21 protein-coding genes and 1 CRISPR repeat array are annotated in these 25,469 nt (G+C 40.4%); of the genes, 13 read left to right on the top strand and 8 right to left on the bottom strand.

The window, feature by feature from the left end:
* Window positions 1-163: 163 nt before the first annotated feature.
* Entirely contained in the window at window positions 164-595 is a 432-nt protein-coding gene (locus ACE1AT_RS04180) for a hypothetical protein (protein WP_374866043.1), read from the bottom strand.
* A gap of 314 nt (window positions 596-909) precedes the next feature.
* Here ACE1AT_RS04180 and psbQ point away from each other — a divergent pair, with 314 nt between their 5' ends.
* From psbQ to ACE1AT_RS04160, 4 genes are all read left to right on the top strand, one after another.
* The gene (gene psbQ / locus ACE1AT_RS04175; protein ID WP_374866042.1) at window positions 910-1,377 is read left to right on the top strand and encodes a photosystem II protein PsbQ; all 468 of its coding nucleotides are present in this window, start codon (window positions 910-912) and stop codon (window positions 1,375-1,377) included.
* A 119-nt stretch (window positions 1,378-1,496) separates the two neighbouring features.
* Window positions 1,497-2,612 (top strand): NAD(P)/FAD-dependent oxidoreductase, encoded by a 1,116-nt coding sequence (locus ACE1AT_RS04170; RefSeq protein ID WP_374866041.1) that lies wholly within the window; start codon window positions 1,497-1,499, stop codon window positions 2,610-2,612.
* Between the two features lie 104 nt (window positions 2,613-2,716).
* A complete protein-coding gene (locus ACE1AT_RS04165) occupies window positions 2,717-3,571 on the top strand; it encodes an alpha/beta fold hydrolase (RefSeq protein WP_374866040.1) in 855 nt (284 codons plus the stop codon).
* A gap of 640 nt (window positions 3,572-4,211) precedes the next feature.
* Window positions 4,212-6,572 carry a PAS domain S-box protein gene (locus tag ACE1AT_RS04160; RefSeq protein WP_374866039.1) on the top strand — a complete coding sequence of 787 codons (2,361 nt, stop codon included), beginning with the start codon at window positions 4,212-4,214 and terminating at the stop codon, window positions 6,570-6,572.
* Between the two features lie 87 nt (window positions 6,573-6,659).
* Here the strand turns inward: ACE1AT_RS04160 and ACE1AT_RS04155 are convergent, their stop codons facing one another.
* Window positions 6,660-8,396 carry an ABC transporter ATP-binding protein gene (locus ACE1AT_RS04155; protein ID WP_374866038.1) on the bottom strand — a complete coding sequence of 579 codons (1,737 nt, stop codon included), beginning with the start codon at window positions 8,394-8,396 and terminating at the stop codon, window positions 6,660-6,662.
* A 184-nt stretch (window positions 8,397-8,580) separates the two neighbouring features.
* Complete coding sequence (locus ACE1AT_RS04150; RefSeq protein ID WP_374866037.1) at window positions 8,581-9,780, bottom strand: lipid-A-disaccharide synthase-related protein; 1,200 nt, start codon at window positions 9,778-9,780, stop codon at window positions 8,581-8,583.
* A 281-nt stretch (window positions 9,781-10,061) separates the two neighbouring features.
* Between ACE1AT_RS04150 and ACE1AT_RS04145 the strand changes: the two genes are divergently transcribed.
* The gene (locus ACE1AT_RS04145; RefSeq protein WP_374866036.1) at window positions 10,062-10,283 is read left to right on the top strand and encodes a hypothetical protein; all 222 of its coding nucleotides are present in this window, start codon (window positions 10,062-10,064) and stop codon (window positions 10,281-10,283) included.
* 300 nt (window positions 10,284-10,583) lie between these two features.
* Window positions 10,584-11,380: a CRISPR direct-repeat array (repeat unit 37 nt; unit sequence GTCGTAGACTACCTTCACCCCTCACGGGGACGGAAAC).
* A 268-nt stretch (window positions 11,381-11,648) separates the two neighbouring features.
* Here the strand turns inward: ACE1AT_RS04145 and ACE1AT_RS04140 are convergent.
* From ACE1AT_RS04140 to ACE1AT_RS04125, 4 genes are all read right to left on the bottom strand, one after another.
* Complete coding sequence (locus tag ACE1AT_RS04140) at window positions 11,649-14,288, bottom strand: phospholipid carrier-dependent glycosyltransferase (RefSeq protein WP_374866035.1); 2,640 nt, start codon at window positions 14,286-14,288, stop codon at window positions 11,649-11,651.
* 266 nt (window positions 14,289-14,554) lie between these two features.
* Window positions 14,555-15,580 (bottom strand): class I SAM-dependent methyltransferase, encoded by a 1,026-nt coding sequence (locus ACE1AT_RS04135; protein WP_374866034.1) that lies wholly within the window; start codon window positions 15,578-15,580, stop codon window positions 14,555-14,557.
* A 5-nt stretch (window positions 15,581-15,585) separates the two neighbouring features.
* Window positions 15,586-16,329: a creatininase family protein gene (locus ACE1AT_RS04130; RefSeq protein WP_374866044.1), complete on the bottom strand. Its 744-nt coding sequence runs from the start codon at window positions 16,327-16,329 to the stop codon at window positions 15,586-15,588.
* Between the two features lie 104 nt (window positions 16,330-16,433).
* The gene (locus ACE1AT_RS04125) at window positions 16,434-16,793 is read right to left on the bottom strand and encodes a Mo-dependent nitrogenase C-terminal domain-containing protein (RefSeq protein WP_374866033.1); all 360 of its coding nucleotides are present in this window, start codon (window positions 16,791-16,793) and stop codon (window positions 16,434-16,436) included.
* Window positions 16,794-17,359: 566 nt separating this feature from the next.
* Between ACE1AT_RS04125 and ACE1AT_RS04120 the strand changes: the two genes are divergently transcribed.
* From ACE1AT_RS04120 to ACE1AT_RS04095, 6 genes are all read left to right on the top strand, one after another.
* On the top strand, window positions 17,360-17,626 hold the full coding sequence (locus tag ACE1AT_RS04120; RefSeq protein ID WP_374866032.1) for a class I SAM-dependent methyltransferase: 267 nt from the start codon (window positions 17,360-17,362) through the stop codon (window positions 17,624-17,626).
* Between the two features lie 725 nt (window positions 17,627-18,351).
* Window positions 18,352-19,077 (top strand): phosphoadenosine phosphosulfate reductase, encoded by a 726-nt coding sequence (gene cysH, locus ACE1AT_RS04115; protein WP_374866031.1) that lies wholly within the window; start codon window positions 18,352-18,354, stop codon window positions 19,075-19,077.
* A gap of 140 nt (window positions 19,078-19,217) precedes the next feature.
* Window positions 19,218-20,534, top strand: a complete 1,317-nt coding sequence (gene sbcD, locus ACE1AT_RS04110) for an exonuclease subunit SbcD (protein WP_374866030.1) — start codon at window positions 19,218-19,220, stop codon at window positions 20,532-20,534.
* A gap of 262 nt (window positions 20,535-20,796) precedes the next feature.
* Window positions 20,797-21,036, top strand: a complete 240-nt coding sequence (locus tag ACE1AT_RS04105; RefSeq protein WP_026722097.1) for a hypothetical protein — start codon at window positions 20,797-20,799, stop codon at window positions 21,034-21,036.
* Between the two features lie 302 nt (window positions 21,037-21,338).
* On the top strand, window positions 21,339-22,007 hold the full coding sequence (locus ACE1AT_RS04100) for a methyltransferase type 11 (RefSeq protein ID WP_374866029.1): 669 nt from the start codon (window positions 21,339-21,341) through the stop codon (window positions 22,005-22,007).
* Between the two features lie 118 nt (window positions 22,008-22,125).
* On the top strand, window positions 22,126-23,076 hold the full coding sequence (locus ACE1AT_RS04095; protein WP_374866028.1) for an RsmB/NOP family class I SAM-dependent RNA methyltransferase: 951 nt from the start codon (window positions 22,126-22,128) through the stop codon (window positions 23,074-23,076).
* Between the two features lie 25 nt (window positions 23,077-23,101).
* On the opposite strand, the gene ACE1AT_RS04090 is transcribed toward ACE1AT_RS04095, so the two are convergent.
* Entirely contained in the window at window positions 23,102-23,557 is a 456-nt protein-coding gene (locus ACE1AT_RS04090) for a hypothetical protein (protein WP_374866027.1), read from the bottom strand.
* A gap of 331 nt (window positions 23,558-23,888) precedes the next feature.
* Between ACE1AT_RS04090 and ACE1AT_RS04085 the strand changes: the two genes are divergently transcribed.
* Window positions 23,889-24,671, top strand: coding sequence for an SDR family oxidoreductase (locus ACE1AT_RS04085; protein WP_374866026.1), 783 nt, complete (start codon window positions 23,889-23,891; stop codon window positions 24,669-24,671).
* 56 nt (window positions 24,672-24,727) lie between these two features.
* Window positions 24,728-25,144 (top strand): GNAT family N-acetyltransferase, encoded by a 417-nt coding sequence (locus ACE1AT_RS04080; RefSeq protein WP_374866025.1) that lies wholly within the window; start codon window positions 24,728-24,730, stop codon window positions 25,142-25,144.
* Window positions 25,145-25,469 lie beyond the last annotated feature (325 nt).

Raw genomic sequence — 25,469 nt, 5'->3', positions numbered from 1 at the left:
TTTTTTTTTGGTTCTCGTTTGTTTTTGTTTTTGTTTTTTTTTTTTTTGTTTTTTTTTTTGGGGGGGGGCGCGGGGGGGCCCCCCCCCCCCCCCCTCTCTCCCCCTCAGAATGATTATCATTTTTATTAGCTGTATATTTTATTCTCTGGAAGTCCCTTATCAATTAGACATCAGTTTGTTTGTTAAACAACTCTAAAATCTGCCTGCAAAACTGCTTCACTTTTTCACATACTTCTTCTGAAGGCTGGGTTTCACCAACAAAATTCCAATTTTCTACCGTTGACATTCGCCACTGTTCACCCTGGTGGCTAAATCCTGCTGCTTCCACACCAATTGCCCGACGTACACTACTTACAGGATCTTGATAAAAACGGATTTGAATTAAGATACTGCGGCTACGCCACGATTTGCTGACTCCGGGAAAGTGAAAGCCAATATCTATGGAATCTGGATCAATTAACTCTCTGGTTTCTGGATCATTTGTCCACGGCTTAAGATCAGACCTAGCATCGGGAAACTCAAATTTAAATAAATTAACAACTGTCGCAATCTTGCTGGCGAATTCTAAGTTAGTTCCCATTTCTGCTGCATTCACGTAAACACCCACCTCCAAGTTGTGTTTTTTAATGGACGATGCGACGAAATCAAAACCGCCAGAAGGCTCTTGTAATTGGATTTCCAGCCTATCAATATCTTTATATCTTTGGCAAATTCCAAATTACATTTTCGTGACAATGTTTATATGGTTTATATAGATTTCAGTTTGAGACAGCATAGTTTCTTAAGTAATTATACTCAATATATTCAGATAAAAAATATTTTCAGCAAAATCCCTTGTCAATCAGAACAAGATGTTACGCGCTCCGATCTAAAATGACACTGTTAATCGGTAATACATAAGCTTAGTTTATGGCGCGTCAACGCTCACTCTTGTCACTAGTCCTAGTTCTTTTAGCAACATTTCTGATCAGCTGTGGTGGTCCAACTGTAGCCACAGCACCTCCAACTTATACGCCCACACAGATTGAGAAAATTCAGGGATACCTGCCTAAAATCGAAACTGTGCGCGATCGCTCTGATGAACTCAAAGGGCTGATCCAAAATAACAATTGGGTAAATGTTGGTAATTTTATCCATGGCCCGATGGCAGAAGCAAGGCTAAACATGACTTACATCATTCCAAACCTTTTGCCTGAAGATCAACCAAAAGCACGTCAAGTAGCTAGAGATTTATTTAATCATCTGGTTCAAATCGATCAAGCTACTGAATCTGCTAATTCCTTAAAAGCTTTGAGTAACACCAAGGCTGCATTTGTAGATGTTGACAAATTCCTTGATTTGCTTCCAGAAGCAAACACGTCAGCAGAAGCTGGTTAGGCCTAATCAGTGATCAGTTATCAGTGATCAGTTATCAAATGAAATTGCTTACTGATTACTGTTAACTGATCACTGTTAACTGTTAACTGATAAGACTTCCCTTGTCTATTTGAGAAATCATGAATGTAGTTATTATTGGTTGTGGTGCAGTTGGAGCTGCGATCGCCTATGAACTGAGTCTAGTCAAGCAGCTTAAGATTACAGTAATAGACAAACAACCACCCGCCCAAGCTTCCACAGGGGCAGCTTTGGGTGTTTTAATGGGCATCATCAGCCACAAAATCAAAGGAAAAGCTTGGCGGATGCGTCAGACTAGCATCCAGCGCTACGAAAGCCTGATTCCAGAATTAGAGGAACTGACAAATCACAAGATTGCTTTTAACCGCCAAGGAATTCTCATGCTGTTGACAAGAAATGCAGATTATTTTGTTGCAGATGAGCAAATCTCACAATGGCAAAAACTAACTGAAATTCGCCACACTCAAGGTTATCAGCTAGAAATTTGGGATACTACTAAATTACAAAATATCTGTCCACAGGTAGAAGATAAAAATCTTATTGGTGCTATTTATTCTCCTCAAGATCGCCAACTAGACCCCACAGCCCTAACATTAGCTTTAGTTGCAGCTGCTCAAAAGAATGGTGTTACCTTTAAATTTGGTGTGAATGTTTTAGGCATAACTCCACCATCTCAGCAAGGGGATATTTGCCAGCAAGTGGAGACAACACAAGGGAATTTTACAGCAGATTGGTTTGTAGTTGCTGCTGGACTTGGTTCATCACCATTATCAGCACAATTAAACCAGATGGTTGATATCCGTCCTGTATTAGGACAAGCTTTGCAACTCAGATTAGGACATTCTTTAGGTAATCCCGATTTTCAGCCAGTGATCACTGGTAATGATGTGCATATTGTTCCTGTTGGTGATGGACATTACTGGGTAGGTGCAACAGTTGAATTTCACACAAACGGTAGTCAGGAGATACCACCCAACACAGAATTGCTTGAGTCTGTCAAACAACAAGCGATCGCCTTCTGTCCAGATTTAGCAAAAGCCACCACTATCCGCACTTGGTGTGGTTTACGTCCCCGTCCCGAAGGACGCCCCGCCCCGATCATAGAAAAATTATCAGGCTTTAGTAACGTCCTGCTAGCTACCGGACATTATCGCAACGGTATCTTACTTGCACCCGCAACAGCTGACGCAATTCGTGAGATGATTATTGCTAATTAGAAAAAACATAGGTTTGTAGTAAGCGCTTTAGCGCTTAAATATTCAAGGACTAAAGTCCTTACTACAAACCTCTTTTTATTTACGCCCTTATATTTTTAATAAAAATGTCTTTAACAGAACATAAAATTACCGTAGATTCACGAGAATGGTTTTACAGATTAGCAGAACCAATTGGTAGAACTGATTTATTACCTGTTGTATTGCTACATGGTTTAGTTTCTCAAAGCTATAGCTGGCGTAACATTTTACCCGCATTAGCACAACAAGGAACAAAAGCGATCGCACCCGATTGGATTGGTTTTGGCTTTTCTGCTAAACCAGAAAAAAGAGATTTTGCTTACACTCCCGATGCATTTATTACAGCGTTAGCAGGATTTATTCAAGCTTTACAATTAGAACGTTTTTCTTTAGTTGTCCAAGGTTTTTTAGGTTCTGTAGGGCTACAGTATGCTCTACATCATCCAGAACAAATAGCCAATATAGCTATACTCAATACACCAATTTCTAGCACTGCCAAATTACCTTGGAAAATTCAACAAATGGGTCTACCTTTTGCTGGTGACATGATGACCCAAGACCCCCTTTTAGTAGACAGAACTTTAGAAGGTGGTAGTCGTTACGTGATTGCAGACAAAGATTTAGATGTTTACCGTAAACCATTCTTGAAAACATCAGCAGCAGGACGCGCCCTTCTCTCAACAATTCGCAATTTACAACTTGCAAAAGCCATGTCTGAAATCGAAACTGGTTTTAAAGATTGGCAACAACCAATATTAATCCAATGGGGGGTTATTGATCCTTGGTTAAGTGTAGATATGGCAGAAAACTTTGCTAAATCTGTACCCAATGGAGAATTAGTCAAATTAAATAATGTTGGGCATTATCCACAAGAGCATTACCACGAAGCTATCTTAGAAGATTTGTTATCCTTCGTGCGTCGTGCTGAAGAAAAGCAATAGATGCAAAGTTCCTAGTGAGAGCTTTAACCCTCAAAATTGCTCAAATATTCAAGCACTAAAGTGCTTACTACAAACCTACCTCTGGTCAAGGGGTTGAGTAATTATAAATTTTCTATCATTTTTACCAGCTAGCAGACTATAATTCCGCCTTCAATGCTGTTTGGACTTACAATGATTTTTTGATGCTGCGGGGTTATTACACGTTTCTTTGATATTTTGTTTGCTGCGAAGCCGCTAGTACTCCATCATTTTCAGCACTGTATACAAATCTTGATCTGCCAGCCGTATCACATAAGCTGAGAGAATTAGCTAGTTTACTAGCTAGCCTAAGTATAAATACTTAGGGATGGTTGGGTTTGAGATATGCTACAACTGAAAATTATCTGTTTTCGACTAATCATTTCCGTAGGATGGAATCAATAAAGTAGGGAATTAAACAGCTACCCATCTCTAGCGCAACACAAGTAAAGAATCTCGCGGAATTAGTTAAACTGTGATATCACGGAAACATTACATAAAAAGTATTTTAAACTAGTAATATGAAAATTTCAATATTTAATTATAAATTTTATTATTCCCATCTGAAAAATTATTTGAGTTAATTGTATTAAAAAACAAAAGCTTTTCTTTCCCAGCCAAAATGCAAGACAATCTCATTCCTAATCAGGGACAAAAAATGCGGTTACTGCCAATCGGAGAGATTACCGAACATAGACAGGTGGAAGAAGCACTCCAAAAAAGAGAAAATTGTTTGCGAAAACAAAGTAAAACATTAGTCCAACTAGCTAAAAGTAAGAGTTTACAACAAGGAAATCTCAAGGCAGCATTAAGGGAAATCACAGAAGCAGCTGCCCAAACAATAGAAGTAGAGCGAGTCAGTGTCTGGTTATATAATATTGACCATTCCAAAGTTGAATGTGTCGATTTATATGACACAATAACTCAACTTCATAGTAGTGGAATGTCGCTTTTAAAAGCAAATTTCCCTGCATACTTTCAGGCTTTGGAAGAACAACGCAGTATAGCAGCGCATGACGCTTGCAATGATAATAGAACGCAAGAATTATCAGAGCCATATTTGTCTGCATTTGGTATTGCATCTTTGTTGAATGCACCGATTTGGTTAGGAGGTCATTTGGTGGGAGTGGTATGTCACGAACACATTGGCCGGATTCGTCAGTGGACATTAGAAGAAGAAAACTTTGCAGGTTCGATCGCTGATTTTGTCACTTTGGCGATCGAAGCTAGCGAACGTAAAGCCGCACAGGAAGCGCTACAACAGAGTGAGGCAGAATTTCGGGCAATTTTTGAACGCTCCTCGGTGGGAATTGGATTAGTAGATATGAAAGCGCGGATTGTGGATATCAATCCGGCATTGTGTCAGATACTGGGCTACAGTCGAGAAGATTTATTTGGTAAGCGTCTTACAGATTATATTTTCAAGTCAGAGGGAGATTTAGAACTCTATAAACAACTGACTTCGGGAAATTGCGATCGCCTAGAGCTGGAAAGACGCTTTTTACATAAGAATGGTCAATTTGTTTGGACTTTGGTAAGTATTTCCTTAATTTTGAGTCAAAATGGTGAACCAGAGTATTTCCTCGCCATGATCGAGGACATTACCGAACGCAAACACACAGAATTAGAACTCTGTGAAAGTAAAGAAGCAGCAGAAGCTGGAAGCCGCGCCAAAAGTGAATTTTTAGCAACCATGAGTCACGAATTACGAACACCTCTAAATGCAATTATGGGGTTGTCTCAGTTGCTGCAACAAGAAATGGTGGGGACTCTCAACGATAAGCAAAAACAGTATGTCAATTGTATTCATAGCAGTGGCGAACATCTACTGGCGCTGATCAACGATATCCTCGATTTGTCAAAAGTAGAAGCAGGTAAAGAGGAACTATTTTTATCTCAATTGTTAATACAAGATTTGTGTGACTATGTAATATCTACAGTCCGCGATCGCGCCGAAGAAAAAAATTTACAACTAATCACCAAAATTGATCAACAAGCAGAATTTTGTATTGGTGATGAGCGGCGAGTCAAGCAAATGCTACTCAATCTGTTGACTAATGCGATTAAATTCACCGCAGCAGGTAAGGTTTGTTTAGAAGTAAAAAAAGTAGCGCAGGGTCTAATTTTTACAGTATCAGACACAGGTATTGGGATTGATTCGAGTCAGTTTAAATTCTTGTTTGAACCCTTCAAACAACTTGATAGTCGCCTCAATCGTCAGTATGAAGGGACAGGTTTAGGTTTGGCCTTAACACGCAAGTTAGCACGTTTACATGGTGGTGATGTCACAGTAGAATCTGTGCTAGGAAAAGGCAGCCAATTTACATTGTTTATGCCAGATCAAGCCCCTTCACAAGAAGAAGGAAACCAGCTTTCTAGGGAGATATTCGGTGTTGACAATGAGCAGTCTGTTGAACAGTCAAACTCAGTAAAAACACATAGGCTTACTGCCAAACAAGTAGCAAATGCCGTTAACTATTCTTCATCTGATAGGAACTCATACGAACTTAAATGCAAGGAGGATAACCCTTGTACAGACGCGATTAATCGCGTCTGTTATCTTACAAAAAAGATTTTGTTGGTGCAAAATGAAGAACAAACTGCTATCTTGCTGCGAGATTATCTTCAAGCAATTGGCTACCATGTAGAGTGCATCTGCAATAGCAGTGATTTTTGGGAGCGAGTGCAAAACCAAAAGCCTGATTTAGTTTTTTTGGATTTGGAATTAGCAGGAGACATCAACGGCTGGGATTTGTTGAGTACAGTACGACAAAACCCAGATTTGGAAGATTTAATTGTGGTTACTCTCACATCAAATACGATCGCCACAAACAATGATCAGCCAAACGCAGATTGCTGTTGTACCAAAAATACCCCAGATGCATTACGCGATCGCGCCCTCCAAGCTGGTGCTAATGCATGTCTGTTCAAGCCAATTGGTATTGTTCAAATTGAATCAATACTGATGCAATATTTTGGGTAAGTTGGTCATTTGTCATTGGTCATTGGTCATTGGTCATTTGTCATTAGTTATTTTCCTCCTTGTCCCCCGTGTCCCCGTGTCCCCAGCTTACTCCTGAGTAGAATAAAATTGTTGAGCGTAAAAACGAGCATATCTGCCTTCCTTAGATAATAGAGAGGCATGAGTACCAGATTCAACTACTTGTCCCTGTTCTAGAACGAGAATCGAGTCCGCGCGACGAACGCTGCTGAGGCGATGGGCAATAATAAACACAGTACGGTTGTGCATGACTCGCTCTAGCGCTTCTTGAACTAGTGCTTCTGATTCTGAATCTAGAGCGGAGGTAGCCTCATCCAGGATGAGAATTCGCGGATTGTGAACTATTGCTCTGGCGATCGCTAATCTTTGGCGCTGTCCTCCTGATAGGTTCACGCCACGCTCGCCTACCCAGGTATGATAGCCTTGAGGAAATTGGGTGATAAAAGAGTGGGCATTAGCAATTTTTGCAGCTTCCTGAATTGCTTTTAAATCTAACTCCTCTTGACCATAACCAATATTTTGGGCGATCGTTCCTGAAAACAAGGTAATTTCTTGAGGTACAATGCCAATTTGACGCCGGAGGCTATTCAATTTCACATCACGCAGATCAATACCGTCAATCAAAATTTGACCTGACTGAGGATCGTAAAAGCGAAGTAACAGATTAATTAACGTCGATTTTCCGGCTCCAGAAGAACCAACCAAGGCGATCACATCGCCAGGAGAAGCACGTAAACCCAGATCCTTGAGAACTGGCTGAGTTGGATCGTAGGCAAAACTGACATGACAATACTCTACCTTACCCACAACTCGTGGCAGTTCTTTTGCATCTGGTTTTTCGCTGATACTAGGCTTTCTCGCCATTAGTTCAAAGATGCGTTCGACGGAAGCTTCAGTCTGTTTGTACTCGTTGTAATTGCTAATCATCAGGTCGATGGGCTGGATGAGTAAAGCCACAGCAGTCAAGAAGCTAATAAACCCTTGAGAAGTTAGGTTTCCTTGAGAAATTTGCCATCCTCCCAATAAAAACAGCAGCATAATACTAACTGCTTCCAAAAAACCTACCACCGGAAACTGAATCGATTTGAGTTGTTGAGCGCGATACCTAGCCTGACGATTCTGTTCTGCTTCTTGGTTAAACCGCTTGATTTCATACCCTTGGGCTGCAAAAGCCTGCACAATCCGAATACCGCTAAATACTTCAGTTAGGAGTGCAGACAGATTAGAAACATGATTTTGACTTTGACGAGATAGAACAAGTAACCGTTGACCAAATAGTCCGATTAACCAAGCCATCAAAGGAGCCAAAATCAAACCTGCGAGAGTCAACCTCCAATTCAGGTAGAGCATGTAAGCGGGAATAGCTATTAACTGCAAGAAATTGGAAAGAAACTGATGAGATAGCTTGTCAACAATCTCGCCTATTCGGTCAATATCTTCAGTCAGGCGATAAGTAAGGTCGCCCGTCTGTGTAGTTTCAAAGAAATCCAATCCCAGTTTGTGCAGATGAGCGTAGACTCGCTTACGCAAGTTTAAAACCATGTTGAGAGCAGCAGCGATCATAAAAATATTCTGCCCGTATTGACAAAGCCCTCGCACCAAAAATACTAAAGTGGCTAGTCCGAGCCAGTACGCAATCTGGTTAACATTTCCTTGACCAACAAAAAAAGCGATCTGACCTGCTAGGTAGGGCAGTGCTAAGGTAAATAACACAAATCCTAAAATACAAACTAATCCCCGAACTAACAAAGGCCATTCGGGCCACAGATAAGGTAACAATTGCCAGTAACTAGAGCGGACTTTCATAAGTAGTTGCACAAAATTAAATTCATTTGGGGAAAGGGGAAAGGGGAACAGTTTTGTAGGGTGTGTTGTCGCGCAGCGCAACGCATCATCCGATGGTTTTCGGTGCGTTAGGACGTTCCGTCCATAACGCACCCTACCAATCCCTGCGTTTATTGAGAATCACCAGTTTCAGCAGCAATGTCTACTAATTTTCCCCCAGATGAGTTAGCAGAAAGCGGGCAATTCTATCAGATGCACCAGGTGGGCCAAATCGCTGAGGGCCATTTTCTTTGCACTTGGCGAGGTAGTCCGCATCTTGCAAAGTTTCGACTGATCGTCGAGCCGCTTGCTTGAGAATCTCAGGGGTTGCGGGTTTTGTCCCGATAGTTTGGGCATTTATACCCAACAGTCGCGTTTGTGCTTCTGCAAATTGATAGGTAAATTGCGGCCCTTCTCCGGGAATTTGGATCACAGGTTTGCCGATCGCCACTGCTAAATCTACTGCTAATCCTGCCATCCCAATCACGAGGGTAGAGTAACATACAATGTCACTGAAGGCATCTGAGTAACATCTAACTTCCACGGGAGAACCTCCCGCAGAAGAGTAAGTAAGTATGCCTTGCTCGTGCTGCCAACCTTGACTTTTGGCAATGTCATCTAGTTCCTGCATCAAATCTGGTACTAAGGCTGCATAAAACTGTACTGCTTGTCCAGACGCCACTTGGGCAATTTCTAACACCAGTTGCAACTGTAAACGGAAATTTCGCGCTGCTTCAGGCATTCGAGATCCTGGTAACAGAGCGATCGCCGGAACATTTGGTTTCAGATCCAAGTTTTTGCCAGTGGGAACGAGCCGATCTAAAGCAGGAATACCACCAAACTTGGCTTTAGTTATACCTTGCCGTTGCAGATCACTAGCTGTATATGCATCTCTGGTGAAAACTGTCAAGCATCGAGAAGAATTAAGATCGTGCCACAGAAGCGGATTTAAACGCAATTTCCCTTCGTAAAGCGCCGAAAGACAAGAAATAAAAGAGACAAAGGGACGCTTCGTTAAATAAGCAAATGTCTGGGAGATAAAATCCCCAGTAGCCATAATCAAATCGCAGTCGGGAGCATACTGCAAAACCGCTTGTAACTGTCGCCACGTTAACCCAATTAATCCCGATTGAAAATCTTTGAGCAAATACAGACGCCTCATATAAAAGAATCCCCCGGAGGGCATTTTTTGCGTCGGCCCAATAATCGGGATGTTCAAGTTGCCATAAGCTTTTCCTTCCCCCACAATTGGCATTGCTGCCATTTCAACAGAAGGACACAATTGACGCAGGGTTTGAATCACATGAGAGGTGTGGTTGTCCTCTCCATGGCCGTTACTGATAAATAAGATTCGCTTAGAAGACATATTAGGGATCGGGGATTGGGGATTGGGCATAAAACAAAAACATAGTACTTTTGACCAATTATTCCTTGATGGTACAGAGCAAACAAATTTATCTGTGGAGCAAATCCACGCATCCAAAATCTAAAATCGGATGATATCAAGTTTGGATAATTAGTTATACTTCCCACAGTCATTGCACCCCACCCCTTAATCCCCTCCCCGCTTGCGGGGAGGGGGTTTTGGCGTTAGACAAAACCGGGGTGGGGTTCTTTGGGAATTATAAGTAATCAAGCGAACCTGATATGACTCTGGTGTTTAGATTACGTGTGTGGGTTGGTGATGTGGCGAAAAAGCTATTCCTGGCAGAATTGGAAACACAATTCCGCAATACTGTTTTGTATCCACCACAAAACTGTCACCTGAGTATGAGTCAAATTATTTTAGAACAAGCTCGGAGTTTGGGACGATGTTTGCTGGAATTAAGTTTTGTAAAGACTAGAGTTTGGAAATCAACGGGGATATGAAGGCTGAAACTGTCTGAATATCTACTTTTTCACGAATGTAACCAATTGTAAAGCAGAGCGTGAAAATGACGCAGTGAGGATTCAGAAGCATAGATAATTCAAGCTTTGTAAATAAAAGAAAAGTCAGTTTTTTTAGTTTTAATCGTTGGTGTTTTGCTGTAATATGAAAGCTGAAAGTAATTTTTGGCGCTAAATGTTTTCTGTAATGTGTACTGTACAATTAGGTTACATCACTGCTTACGTACATTGGCGCAACTGCACCTTGAAAGCTAAATATGGTAAGTGTTTCCATAGGGTAGGGTCGTAGACTACCTTCACCCCTCACGGGGACGGAAACGAGGAGTTGGACGTTCCAAAGAAATCACTCTACCGTCAGTCGTAGACTACCTTCACCCCTCACGGGGACGGAAACGCTGATAACCATATACTTCATATAAGTAGTATGAAGCCGTCGTAGACTACCTTCACCCCTCACGGGGACGGAAACAATCAACGGTGGCACTCTTATTATCAACACCAGCGTCGTAGACTACCTTCACCCCTCACGGGGACGGAAACACCTTGTATGTTAACAAACAAGGTTCCGATTCCACCACGGTCGTAGACTACCTTCACCCCTCACGGGGACGGAAACCAAACCTTTCTCTAATTTGGAGCTAAAGACATTGTCTTTAGTCGTAGACTACCTTCACCCCTCACGGGGACGGAAACTTAACGCCTTTACCTCTTCATCCAGGTTTTGAGAAACTTCTAAAGTCGTAGACTACCTTCACCCCTCACGGGGACGGAAACTCAGATCCGCACCAGCAAAGTTTGCTTGTGATGCGTTGAGTCGTAGACTACCTTCACCCCTCACGGGGACGGAAACAGTCTTGCAGCAAAGCCCACCCCCAGATGACCACCGCCGTCGTAGACTACTTCACCCCTCACGGGGACGGAAACTGTATTTGGGCTTCCGTTTATTTGCGCGAACGCCATTTGCGTCGTAGACTACCTTCACCCCTCACGGGGACGGAAACTTTGTTTTGTAACTTTTTGTGGATTCAGCGGAGAAGCATGAGTCGTAGACTACCTTCACCCCTCACGGGGACGAAAACTCTTGATCTAAGTGGCTTTTATAAGAGTCCACTCAATTAAGAACTGCGATAAATTTAATCGTTATTTGCGATCGCGTAGCGGCTGCTTTGCAGCATCGCTTTCACGTTTGTGGTCAATGGGTTCCCATATGTTGTGAATGGGTTGACGTTAATAAGCAACGTTGAAACGTTTTGAACAAACGCTTTGATGTTCTCTATGGATGGAGAAAGTTCAAGACGCGATTTATCGCGTCTCTACTTGTTTCAAATTGGTATAAATCCAATCCCACTATGTTCTTAACTTTTGAAAAATCTGCCATGCTGAAATTACCTTTCCTTGCATGAGCGCAGCAACTCCATTCAAAGCTTGAATCTCTTTCACGTCAGGGTTTTTAGCCAAACTTGGTTGCAGAGATTTTTCAGCTGCACGAGGCTGCCAATTATATAGTTGGACAAATGCTAAATATGCCCAAGCATAAGGATTTTCCGAGTCTAGCTGAGTGACTTTTTCTAAAGCTGCTGTTGCACCATTGACTCTTTTTTGCAACACATTTGCTAAAGCCAAAGCATAAGCCCAATCGCGGTTTTGCGAAACGTGCTGCAATCGATATTGCAAACTTAATCGCGCCTGTTCCAAATAATCTTGGATGGGATCGTATTGATTGATACGTCCAATCTCTGCAAATAATTGCTCCAATGCGTTTGTACCTTGAGGTAAAGTTGCTGCTAATCTCTGCAATTGTGTAATTAAATCGAGTTCTGGTGCAGTTGCAGGAGCGGCTTGTTGAGCAATTTTCAGAGTCACTTTTGGCACAGGAATTGTGTAAGTTTCTCCGGAAATTCGGTTGAGGTAAGTAGCCTCTAAAGTATAATCTCCCGGTGCAATCTCAGCAGGTGGTAACATTGCTGTCTTTTCTGTGACTTGGAATGTACCTTGGGGTTTATTTGCACCCGCGTATAAATTTCCCATACCAATACCGTGATCATGTGTCCATAATCTTTCTCCTCCTAGAGAAGTTTGGGAAGTGAGGTTTTTCCAAGTAAGTAATACTATCCCATTTTGTAGTTCTTCCCAAGCACCATTCCACTGATAACTTACAGGTACTGGTATTCCTGGCGGTGTTTTTTCTGGTACTGTGACTTGTAACAAAGCAATCTTCGCTTGCGGTTGGTTTTGGGAAATTGCTTTGACTTCTATTGGTGGTGTTTTTTGATGATAAAGATTTATAGTACCGCCACCGTCAACCCAAGATTTGTGAAGTTGGAAGTTACCATCTTGCTCTACAGTTTTAACCATGAGAGCTTGGGTTTTGGGAACTGAACCTTGTTTACCAGTTGTGGTAAGGAACCATGCAAGCGATCGCGCATCTTGTTTGACAAATTTCTTTTTGCTTCCTACCTGTCGTCCATAAACTTGAGAATTTGCCAATCTCCCATAGTAATTCAAATTATACTGGTTGATTTTTTTGGTTGATGGCAATACTCCCAAGGTGGAACGCAAATATGGTTCTGTAGTGATGATCTGGGCAATGATCTGGCGATGAGGTAACTCCTCTTTCATATTAGGGTAATGCTGGGCATTAGGACTTAAAGCTAATTTCATCCAATCACTAGCAAAATTGCCAATGGGGAACAAATTAAACAACATTAAAAGCACAGCCAAACTAAAAGTACCCCAACGAATACGCCGTCCCCAGAGACTGCGAAAGCGAGTTAATCCATATGCTAAAAATACTGATAATACAGGTAAATAAGGTAATGCGTATCGCGGATCTTTGTTTGGGTTCAAAGATGAAAGTAAGTAAGCACCTATTAAAAATATTGCTAGCCATTTAAGTGAAGGTAAAGGGGATGTGTTGTTACGAAAAAGCTCTGATGCATTGGCTTTTCTGCTCTCCCTGTCTTCCACTGAGCGTCCCCAATACAGTAGCAACGCAAATATCGGTATAACTAATAACGGTAACGAAACCTGTTCTGGCAATTGTTGCCAATAGTAAGTCCAAGCTTGCAGTGTATTCAGGGGTGCATCACCTTCAGCAATAGCAGAATCTATCGTTGCTCGTTTGCCAGATGTAATAATCAGTAACCAATTGGTGCGATACCAAGGACTCAACACTAATACTGACAAACATAAAGCACCAACTAATTGCGCCAACTGTTTCCAACGCCGTTGACGAAAAGCGCCGAATCCTATCCATACTATTGGTGTCAGCAGAAAAAATAACGCTGTCTGCTTCACCATTAATGCCAAACCCAAGGATAATCCAAAAGCTGCTGCCAATAGAAGAGAGTGTGGGAGGTGTCGGGGAGTGGGAGACACGGGGAGGTTCTGACGCGGGGACACGGGGAATGAAGAGGATGTGGGGAAAGCTTTGATCTCCGCGTCACCGCGTCTGTTATTCTCCGCGTCTTCAACTTTGACTTTCCAAACAGTGAGACAAAAAAAACTGAGGGTGACAACAGCTGCGAGGGGATAATCGAGGAGAAAATCTAAGCGTAAGACATAAAGAGCAGGTATGACTTGACAAATCGCAGCAGCCCACAAACCCACAACTTCGCTAAATAAGATTGCACCTAATCCATAGACTGAGCCTAACAAAATAGCACTGAAAAACAGCATCATCAATGCAGCTTGATCTGGTCCAGTGCCAAAAATATTTTGGACAATAGCCCCAATGATGTAAGTTAAGGGGGGGATTTTAGACGATAACATCCAAAAATTTTGCCACCACTGGCTATCCCACCATTGGGGATGCTGCAATGCTTGCCAATAGATCAAAGTACCAGTTAAATAATCTGCTTGATCCCAAGCTGGAACAGAATTGTCTAAACTAAACCAGATGCGATCGCACACTGCACCCAATAGCCAAATAATGCCGAGTATCAGTAAGTATTTAAACTGTTTGCGCTGATATTTTGGATGACTCATGAATCAGAAACACCTCAATGGTTATTTCACCTTCGTGTCTTAGTGTCTACCCTCCGGGTAGGCGCGTAGCGACTTCTGCAAGTAGCCGCTAGCGCGTCTATAGTGGTTAAAAAATCGACTTTTGAAACACCAAGACGAGCCAGTGCGTTGCGGGGGTTTCCGAGCCAGCGCGTTGCGGAGGTTCCCTCCGTTGTAGCGACTGGCGTCCCGTTGTAGCACCTGGCGTACCAAGACACCAAGATACAACACGATGGTTATCGATCAATTTAACTAGTTGGCTTTTCCATTACTAGTCTGTGGAGTGCTGCTTCTTGTTGTTGAAAAAATAACCAGGAAATCGGAAAAAAAGTCATGTAGCGATTATAAGTTTCCAGATCGACTAACTCTAATGCTCTGTGTTGGTTTTGTGTCAACCTTTCATACCATGCTCGCAAAGTTGGTTTGTAATCGTGAACTGAGTCATGGGTAATTTTAAAACCGACTCTCTTAGCAGCTTCAATATGAATAGAGTGCATTACCAAAAGAGAACCTGGGAAAAATAGCTGTACCATTACCATCGAAGCGGGATATGGTTCACGCTCTAGGGAAAAGAACTGATGTACTGCGAGTCCTCCGGGAACTAGAGCGTCGTATATTTTTTTGTAAACTTTCTCTATTTCTTGAGGTCTGACATGCTCTAGAGATCCGATTGAGAGAATACGATCATAAGATGCTTGCTGAAAAGGAGCAGTAATAAAGTTAGTTAAAGAGACATTCAGACTTAATTGTGTTTGAGCATAGGCTAATTGCTCTCTGGATAAAGTGAAGCCAGTTAACTCACCGGAATGTCCTGTATCCTGAAGATATCTCAGCATGGCGCCCCAGCCGCATCCGAGATCCAAAATCCTCTCGTTTCCATGCAAGTTTAACAGTCTCATGAGATACGCAGCTTTGTTTGCTTGCGCTTCTTCCAAGGTTTGGCGATCGCTTAAAAAGTCAGCGCAGCTGTAAAATCTGTATTTAGTATCGAGAAATAAAGCATAGAAGTCGTTTGATATATCATAGTGAGCTTCAATCCCGCTTGAATGCTCAGATTGAAGCATAAAATCCAGATATGCTTTTCTTGTTGATTCTGGAGGATAATTTCTCGCCAACCACTCAATTAAAGATGCTCTTGGCTGAGTCCAAAATTTCCAATTCTCTATGGCTTCTAGAGGAACTGGCGAATGAATCCTATAGTTCGCGATCGCATAGAGTAAACCACGAGCTAAGAGGTCTGAGGTGAACTGAGTTAATCTCTCCGGCTCAATCATTATTATTATGTGTTCAAAAACTTCAAATAATCATGACTCAGTTCTTTTACTGCTAACTCATAAAACTGCTGGCCGTGTTCTGGTGTTGCTAAGGCTGGATTTGATCCCATCCTACCATCTGGGTAATGCTGACGAAAATCTTTTGCACCATAAATTCTGTGTCCTTTCTCAACTTCTGGAGAAAGGGGTGCTTGCTTAATCGCTTCTGGATAAACAAATTGAGTTACAGCCACTTCACTTGGCGTTGCATGAGAACCTTCTTGATCCCCATATAATTCTTTGGCTAACTTAAATACCGAACTGCACATAAACCAGTTAGCGACTTGACATTGCACATTTTGAGCATTGGGAATGTGCAAATCTTCTAAATGTGCATAAGTTTCTGAAAAGGCTGCTTTGAGGGTGGCGATATTGCCGCCATGTCCGTTGATAAAGTAGAACTTGCTAAAACCTGCTTTCGCTAAACAGGTGATGTAATCTCGCACAACTAAAATCATTGTGCTGGGACGCAAACTGATTGTACCGGGAAAAGCTGTATGATGCAGTGCCATGCCTACATTAATTGTAGGTGCAACTATGGCTTGGGTTGCGTCACCGACACTACGAGCGATCGCTTCTGCACAAATCGCATCTGTACCAATTAATCCTGTCGGCCCATGTTGTTCTGTAGAACCAATCGGGAGAATAATACCCTGAGATTGTTGTAAGTATGCTTCGACTTCTTGCCAAGTTCTCAGATGCAATAACATTTTGATTGTTGGTTGTTGGTTGTTTGTTATTCTAACCACTAACCATTAACTACTAACCCCTAAGCACTAACCATTTGTTGAATGCTTTCTATGCTTGAATGCTTTCAACAGTAGTATTGAATATCTTCTCCACATTGATCTACCAAATAACACAAAGCCCGAAAACGCAACCCTACAAATTGGTCATAGAGTGGGTTTAACTTACACATGGGCGGAATATGGGCTATCTTGCGACCAAATAAAATAATATCTCTTTCAAAAGGACACTGGGCGGGGATCAATTTTGCAATAAATTTTGCCAATTTCTGATTCTGAATATCAAATGAATCGAGCCATTCACGTAATGGTTGTAGGAAATCAGATTGACTTCTGTTCAATTGATGTTTAATTTCTGATTGATTATTTTCAACACTATGATTAACAAAAACCGAGAAAATAATATTTCTATTGCTAGTTCCAAGCATAATATTTACCCCTCCATCTCATGGATGATTTATTGCTTTCTCTATTTATATTGACGCCTAATCAGCCGTTAAGAACTGTTTAGCTAAATACAAAATAACAAAAAAAACCTTAAGAGCTTTATTTTGCAGTTATCGATTTTTAATCACGGATATATCGATTACCTATATCTAATGTAATTTAATTACTAACTATCCAACATTATCTAGAGATGTAACTTTATAGGAAAAGTCTGAGTTTTACTCCTTCTTTGGCTAGATTACATTAGGCATATTTTTTTACCAATACTTAATTTTAGAGTATTTACTTTCATGCAAAATGTTACCCAAGTTACAAAACTTTATGACTAACATTCTCTCATGGTAGTCATTATATTAATTAATAAGATTAAGCAATTATTAAAAATAAACTAAGTTATATAAAAATCTGAACAAATCTTGAGCAGAGAATGTGTACACCAAGTAGTATCTGAACAAAGTTATGGGCAATCAAAATAGTTCCCCTGCTGAACCTGAGTTTTTTGTTTATTCTAGGACTTACGCAAAATCATGAAAAATTGGCCCAAGTAATGGCAGAAGAAAGTGATCAAACAGTGGTAGGGGCTTTACTTGATCATATTCTTCCTCTTGTGCCAGGTTTGGTAGAAGCATTGCAAGCAGGAATTGATGTACTAGATATTGGTTGTGGAAGTGGTCAGGCTATGAGTATGCTGGCACAAACATTTCCCCAAAGCCGGTTTACAGGCTATGACTTTTCCAGTGAAGCGATCGCCACAGCCAGAACTGAAGCCCACTCGAAATGCTACAGGAAGCAGGCTTTACAAATATTGAAGTGAAACGCCTCGATCATGATTTACACAATAACTACTACATCGTCAAAAAAAATAGTTTGTAGCTGTGGTGAGGTATTCCAGCAATTATGTGTAAACTATGTGCGCTGAGTTTGCGTTATCAACAACCTAGTTCTGGTATCTCGCAACTACCGAATATCAAGCAATTTTCTTATCTCATTGCTAACAAACAACCCACACTTCGATCAAATAAGGCATCTGAGAAAGATAAAAATTAGTACTGGATTTCTCTGATGTTGAGCTTTTACTCCAGTTCTAGACACAAAAGTATGAATAATGCAATAACCCCGCTTGTAACTAAGCGGGGCTATGTAAAGTTATTTTGCTAAAATTTTAATCTTTGTCTTAAAACAAACTCATCAAAGTAATCACACTGGCACTAGTCAAAACCACTAATGCTCCCATAACCAAAGACTGATTTAGTTGATTTGGAGTTTTTGAATCGTTCATTTTGTATGATCCCTGATTTTTAAGGATTCTATTAACAGTATCAAAACCAGTATATTTATCCATCAAAACATGGTAAAACTTAAAATAGCGTTACTTATCTTAGTAAAGTTAAAGGTAATGACTAACTCCTGAGTCATTAGTCATCTTCGTCCCTCAAACCCAGGCAGAATAATTACCTGATATCCGACCAATATACGTGTCTTTTTTAGTGTAAAATCATTATTAAGAAAGCTACGGAACTGTTTGACTAAAAAATAACCATGACCATTTCCACAGTATCTAGGAACCAAATCGCCGATTTAGACTTGGAACAATTGAATCAGAAGTATGAGAACGCTCATCCAAGCGAAATCTTGGCATGGTCTGTTGAGAATGTTCCCACAGGACTGGTACAAACGAGTGCTTTTAATGTTGATGACATGCTGATCACGGATATTCTGTACCGTGAACTCAAGCATCCAGCACCTGTGATATTTCTCGACACCCTGTTTCATTTCCGCGAATCTTTGGAATTGGTCGAAAAAGCCAAACAAGTTTACGACTTGGATCTGAAAGTTTACAAAATCCCTGATGTAGATACCCGTGAAGCTTTTGTAGCCAAATATGGTGATGAACTCTGGGATAAAGATATTGCTCAATTCCACCACCTCACCAAAATAGAACCTTTGCAACGGGGTCTAGCAGAACTGAATACTGTTGCTTGGATTACCGGACGCCGCCGTGACCAGGCTGCAACCCGTGCTAATATGCCTATATTTGAAATTGACGGCAATGGCCGGATGAAAATCAATCCTCTAGCAAATTGGACACGTAAAAAAACTTGGGGTTACGTCGCTGAACATGGAATAATTTATAATCCTCTGCATGACAAAGGTTATCCCAGTATTGGCGATGAACCCATCACAACCCCAGTCGCAGATGGTGAAGACGAACGCGCTGGACGCTGGCGTGGTTTTGGTAAGACTGAGTGTGGGATTCATATTTAATTATTTGTCATTTGTCATTAGTAGACGCGATTATACTCTTACCTTGAAGCCGCTCTTACGAGCGTCTACGCGTCTGTACAATAGTCATTTGTAATTAGACTATAAAACAAAGGACAAATGACCATTGACCAAGGACAAATATGATTAAAATCCTCCATCTTTCAGATATCCACATGGGAAGCGGTTTCTCCCACGGACGTATTAATCCTGATACAGGTCTCAATACGCGGTTGGAGGATTTTGTCAAGACTCTATCTCATTGTATTGACCAAGCCCTAATGGAACCTGTGGATTTGGTCATTTTCGGTGGTGATGCTTTCCCTGATTCAACACCACCACCTTATGTTCAGGAAGCTTTTGCTGGTCAGTTTCGTCGTCTTGTAGATGCTCAAATTCCCACAGTGTTATTAGTAGGGAACCATGATCAGCATTCCCAAGGTCAGGGGGGAGCAAGTTTATGTATTTACCGCACTTTAGGTGTGCCGGGAATTGTCGTTGGTGATACATTGCTAACTCACCGTATTCAAACCCATAATGGTCTTGTACAAGTTATTACCCTACCTTGGTTGACCCGTTCTACGTTGATGACTCGCCAAGAAACTGAAGGTTTATCTTTAAGCGAAGTACATCAACTACTTGTTGAACGTTTGCAAGTTGTTTTAGAAGCAGAAATTCGTCGTCTTGATCCCAATGTACCAACAATTCTTTTGGGTCACTTGATGGCTGATAATGCTAGTTTGGGGGCTGAACGTTTTTTGGCAGTTGGTAAAGGTTTTACAATTCCCTTATCAATGTTGGTGCGGCCCTGTTTTGATTATGTAGCTTTAGGACATGTCCATCGTCACCAGAGCTTGAATAAATCCAATAACCCACCAGTGATTTATCCAGGAAGTATTGAACGGGTGGACTTTAGTGAAGAGAAGGAAGAAAAAGGCTATGTAATGGTTGAGTTAGAACGGGGTAGCGCTAAATGGGAATTTTATCCTTTACCTGCAAGGGTTTTCCACACAATTGAGGTGGATGTTTCAAAGGCAGAAGATCCACAAGCGGCTATTATGAAGGCGATCGCCAAGTATAATATTGACGATGCAGTGATCAGATTAATTTACAAACTTCGTTCTGAACAGTTAGATTTAATTGATAACGCCGCACTCCACCAACTATTAACTCCAGCTCATACCTACACCATCCAACCAGAATTAGTGAGTCAGTTAGCTAGACCTCGCGTTCCCGAATTAAGCGCTAGTAATAGCATTGATCCTATAGAAGCACTAAAAACCTATCTCAACAACCGCCAAGATTTAAAAGATATAGCAACATCAATGCTGGAAGCAGCTCATAAATTACTAGCTGTAGACGAAGAAAACTGGGTAGAATCCATTCCTGTAGAGGAAAACAGCAATCAAATTAATCAGGTGACATCAGATAATAAAGAGCATCAGTTACGATTAATTTAACTAATGGTCTGGCAAGTTAACTTTGCTGGGTAGACTTTCTCCGCGTCGAATCTACACTCAGCAATTTTCGGTTGTCAGACTACTAGTGGTCTGTCCCATTAATTTTGAGTATTTTGAGGGATTGCGAGGGGACAGCTCCCCGACTTTTTAAAAAAGTCGAGGAGCTGAACACCCACCTAGATTTAAATTTGCCGATGTAGGCTAGTGTTGTGTAAAGTAGTTGAGGAATCTTTGCAACTTATTTAATTTCTAACAACTATCTATGGATAGAAAAACCAAGCGCCTTTTACTGCTCGTTGTTTCCTGTAGTGTAGCTGGTGTAATTTTAGGAGGTACCACTAGCTGGGCCGAAAGCAATTCTTGTTTACAAGCAAATACAGTTACCAGTGAGTGTTTAACCAAAGACCCAATTACTAAAACTATAGAAGGAATGGGTACTGGATTAGTTGCTGGAGCAACGGCAGCTTTTGGTGTAGCATGGCAGCATCGTCATGAAGATTAGTTGTTTATAAATTTTAAATTTACAGCAATTTTCAACCAAATAATTACCAGTTAGGGGTGCAAAGCTTTGCATCCCTAAAAAATATTGTGATTTAGTAAACCTCAAGTAGGGAGAGGCAAAAAGCGGCGTGGATGTTCCTCCTGCTTTATTGCCGTTGTGTTACGGCTTTGCTATTACGCACCGCCGATAACATGGTGCATTAGGCACTTTTATCATGTTTTTCGTAAAAAATTTAGATCAAAAAATGCGCCTAACACACCCCTAAACCATTAAACACACCCCCACACCCATTTCCAATTATTATGTTCAGAGAAGAAGCCAGATGGCTGTCAAATATTATTTATTCTCTAGATCCAAACAGTATATTCCCTATGCTAAATATTGGTAGTTCAAACAAAAAATTTAGAGAACAAGAACAACCTTGGATTGATGAATTATTGTTTAAACCAGCCAGAGAGAAGGAGTACTCTGTCATTCACACCGACATGAAAAATGATGTAGGCGTTGATTTGGTAGGAGATTTATGTGATCCTGTTTTTTTACATAAACTTTCAGAAATGAATATTAAATCTGTGTTGTGTTCTAATTTACTAGAACATCTCACAAATCGAGAGAAAATTTGTGAAATCATTAGCTCTATTATTCCTGAAGGTGGCTATCTTTTCGTTACAGTTCCTTATGAATATCCCTACCATCGCGATCCTATAGATACTATGTTCCGACCAAATATTGACGAATTGAGCAATCTTTTTCCCGATTTCAAAATTGTCAAAGGAGAAATTGTTGAAGGAGGTTCTTTAGTTCAATCAACTACTATTCCACCTGCACTATATGCGCTTGCAATGTTCATTCGACTGATTGTACCTGTTTACCAACCCTTGAGATGGTTCGATTCTCTTCGATATGCTTTATGGCTTTTCAGAGATATTTCTGTTAGCTGTGTTTTGTTAGAAAAAGTTAAATTGATTTAAAAGGGGGTTGAAAATATCAATATATTTTTATTTTTAAATTATCTGCTGATAATAAATTATTATTATCAGACAATTTTCTCTGTAATTTTACGAACTATAAATTTAATAGTATAATTTTATGGAAACACCATCAAATTTATTACTAAAAATTAGTAAGCATTTATTTAAAGATTTAGAAAATCAAGAAAATTTTGTCGAAGCTTTAATTAAACCCAAACCTTTTTTACCATGCATACTCTGGTGTCAAGAAAAACCAGAAAATATACATTTTATAGTAGAAACATCTATAAGTTGGCAACCATCTTTTATAGAACGTTTATCTTTAGGAACAAAACCCGGTCAGCATCCACTACATGAAGAAGGATACTTCTATTGTTTAGATTTTTCTTCTGTATTTGCAGCTTCAATTTTATTAGAAATTACTCAACCAATTCAGGTTATTTTTGATATGTGTGCTGCACCAGGAGGTAAAAGTATTTTTGCTTGGAAACTGTTGCAACCAGATTTACTCATTAGTAATGAAGTAATTGGTAAACGCCTGGGAATGTTAATTTCTAATTTAAAGCGTTGTCAAATTAGTCCATCTATAGTTGTCAATAGAGATTCTAGTATTTTTGCAGAAAGCATACCTTTATCTAGTGATTTGGTGATCGTCGATGCTCCCTGCACTGGACAATCTTTGCTAGCGAAAGGCGAAAAAGCACCAGGATGTTTTCATCCTAGTGCTATTAACAAGAGTGCTAATCGACAAAAACGCATTATTGCTAACTCTGCTCAAATTGTCTCACCACAAGGCTATCTTGCCTATATGACTTGTACTTATTCACCAGAAGAAAATGAAGAAGTTTGTGAATGGTTATTAAGAAAGTTTCCTCAATTTCAAGCAGTAGAAGTTAGTCATTTAAAAGACTATCAATCGCATTTAACTAAAATACCTTGTTATCGCATGTTTCCTCAAGATGGTTTGGGAGCAGGTGCGTTTACAGTATTATTTAAAAATACCAATGAAGGTGATAAGCAAAAGATAGACACAGATAGTATATCTGGAGTTTGGATGAATATTAATTGAGCAATTAAGCGCTCACCCAAAAACCCTAATAAACGTAAATTCCTCCACTTTGCTGTAAATTAAGTGTGGTATCTCCTGCACCAGTCGTTGTGCTAGCTTGCTCTACTGTAACAATCGCTGAATTCCCTTTTGCTGTGACGTTATACTTTAACGGAGCTTGGTTTTGGTTATAAATTAAAACATAACTAGGAAGAGAATTAGTGGTAAGTGTAGCAATTCCTCCGACAGGAATTTGTGCATTTAATGCATCGCCAGTGGACAAACTATATTGCAAGGGTGTTTTTGTTTTATTTAATATTTGAACTCTGACAAAACCTTGAGGATTATCAAATCTTGCTACAGGTTGCCAAGGCCCTGCTTTATATGTACTAGCAGTTCCAGTAGTGCTAGCCTGGCTATTAGTTTCAGCTTTGATACTAGTTGCTGTAATTAAACTTAGAGTACAAGCAAGTAAACTGATTGTTAGTATTTTGTTTTTCATGTATGTTTTTCCTTTTGATGTCAAAAATGAAAAATATGATTCGTAAGAAGGTGTTTTGATTTATAAGCTATGAAATGAAAAATAAATGAATGACTTAAGATTGCTATATCAATCGTTATTGGCTGGACGGCTTAAGTTGTTTTAATAAAATGATAATCAAGATAAAATCAATTCAGTTTCTACCAAAAGAAATAAATTAATTCATGTCAGTAGAGGGATGAATAATACTATACTTTTGTGTTAAATAACTAAGAGGTTGAATAAACTTGGTTAGTTGTTAATCAAATTACCAACTAATAATCAGTAACTAATAAATCTCTGCTAAAAGATTATGCAGCTAACAAATAAAGTAGCGCTGGTTACAGGTGCAGGTTCTGGTATCGCTAAGGCCACAGCAAAGTTATTAGCCAAAGAAGGTGCGAAGGTTGCAGCTTTAGGGCATACAAAGGATGAATTAGAAACAACTGTCGCTGAAATTAACAATAATTATGGTGAAGCAATACCGTTAGTTGCTGATATTTCTGATCCAGAACAAATGCAACAAGCAACTCAAGCAATTATTGATAAATGGGGGCGTTTGGATATTGTTTTTGCCAACGCTGGAATTAATGGTGTCTGGGCGTCTATAGAAGAATTGACACCTGAAGATTGGAATAAAACTATCAACGTCAATCTGACAGGAACATTTTTAACAGTTAAATATGCTGTGCCTTATTTGAAGAAGCAAGGCGGTTCGGTAATTATTACATCTTCAGTTAATGGCACACGTACCTTTAGCAATACAGGTGCAACTGCTTATTCTTCTACCAAAGCAGCCCAAGTTGCTTTTGCAAAAATGGTGGCGCTAGAACTAGCAAAACACCGCATCCGTGTGAATGTGATTTGTCCTGGTGCGATCGCCACTAATATTGATGAAAATACAGATAGACAAGATTTAGAAGAAATTCAAGAACCCGTTGAGTTTCCTGAAGGTAAAATTCCTCTGACTGATGGGAAACCAGGAACATCAGAACAAGTCGCACAATTAGTATTGTTCTTAGCCTCAGATGCTTCTAGTCATATCACTGGTACAGAAGTTTGGATTGATGGTGGCGAATCTTTACTCAAAGCATAATCATGCGATCGCTTTAAAATACAATAAAGCTGATTTTCTGATTTACAAGGTGAAGCATGGGTGATGCAGAAGTAGAGTTGCGTGATCATGCGATTCTTCCTCGCAACCAGGTACTCGAACTATATACTGAGTGTGGCTGGTCTTCAGCTGCAAAACCTGATCAACTTCTCACTGCACTCGCCAACTCCCATACAGTGATTTCTGCATGGTATGGCGAAACTCTTGTAGGATTGGGCAATGCTATTTCAGATGGAGCGTTAGTTGTATACTATCCACACTTATTGGTGCGACCAGCTTTTCAGCGCAGGGGTATAGGACGACGTATCATAAAAGCACTCCAGACTCACTACGTAGGCTATCATCAGCAGGTTCTGCTGGCGGTTAAAGATGCTGTCGATTTCTATCAAGAATGCGGCTTTCAAAAGGCGTGTAGTGTAGAACCCATGTGGATTTACGATGACTCCGACCTCTAAATGCGCTTAAGCAAGTCGCTGGGAATAAACATAACAGGAGTTGCGAAAAGCAAACATGCACCAAACCCTTACCAATGACAAATGACAAATGACAAATGACGACCCCAGCTAGTTAGCTTTATTTGTGCCGACTGACTCATCGAAACCTCTGGGTTTGAAACCCCGTGCTTCTAGCACGGCTTTTTGGTAAAATTTAAATATGGTGAAATTGCTAAATGCAGGAAATTGACTCGTTTCCAAGGCTTAAGCAGTAACCAAGTGAGATGACGAGTATCCACGCAAACCGAGTCTTTGGGGTGAGGGAGTGAGTCTACACTCTCTAGTT

This window comes from Pelatocladus sp. BLCC-F211 (assembly GCF_041928655.1).
Lineage (GTDB): Bacteria > Cyanobacteriota > Cyanobacteriia > Cyanobacteriales > Nostocaceae > Pelatocladus.
The sequence above is the reverse complement of the archived record's forward strand: the minus strand, read 5'-3'. Positions and strand labels throughout refer to the sequence as shown.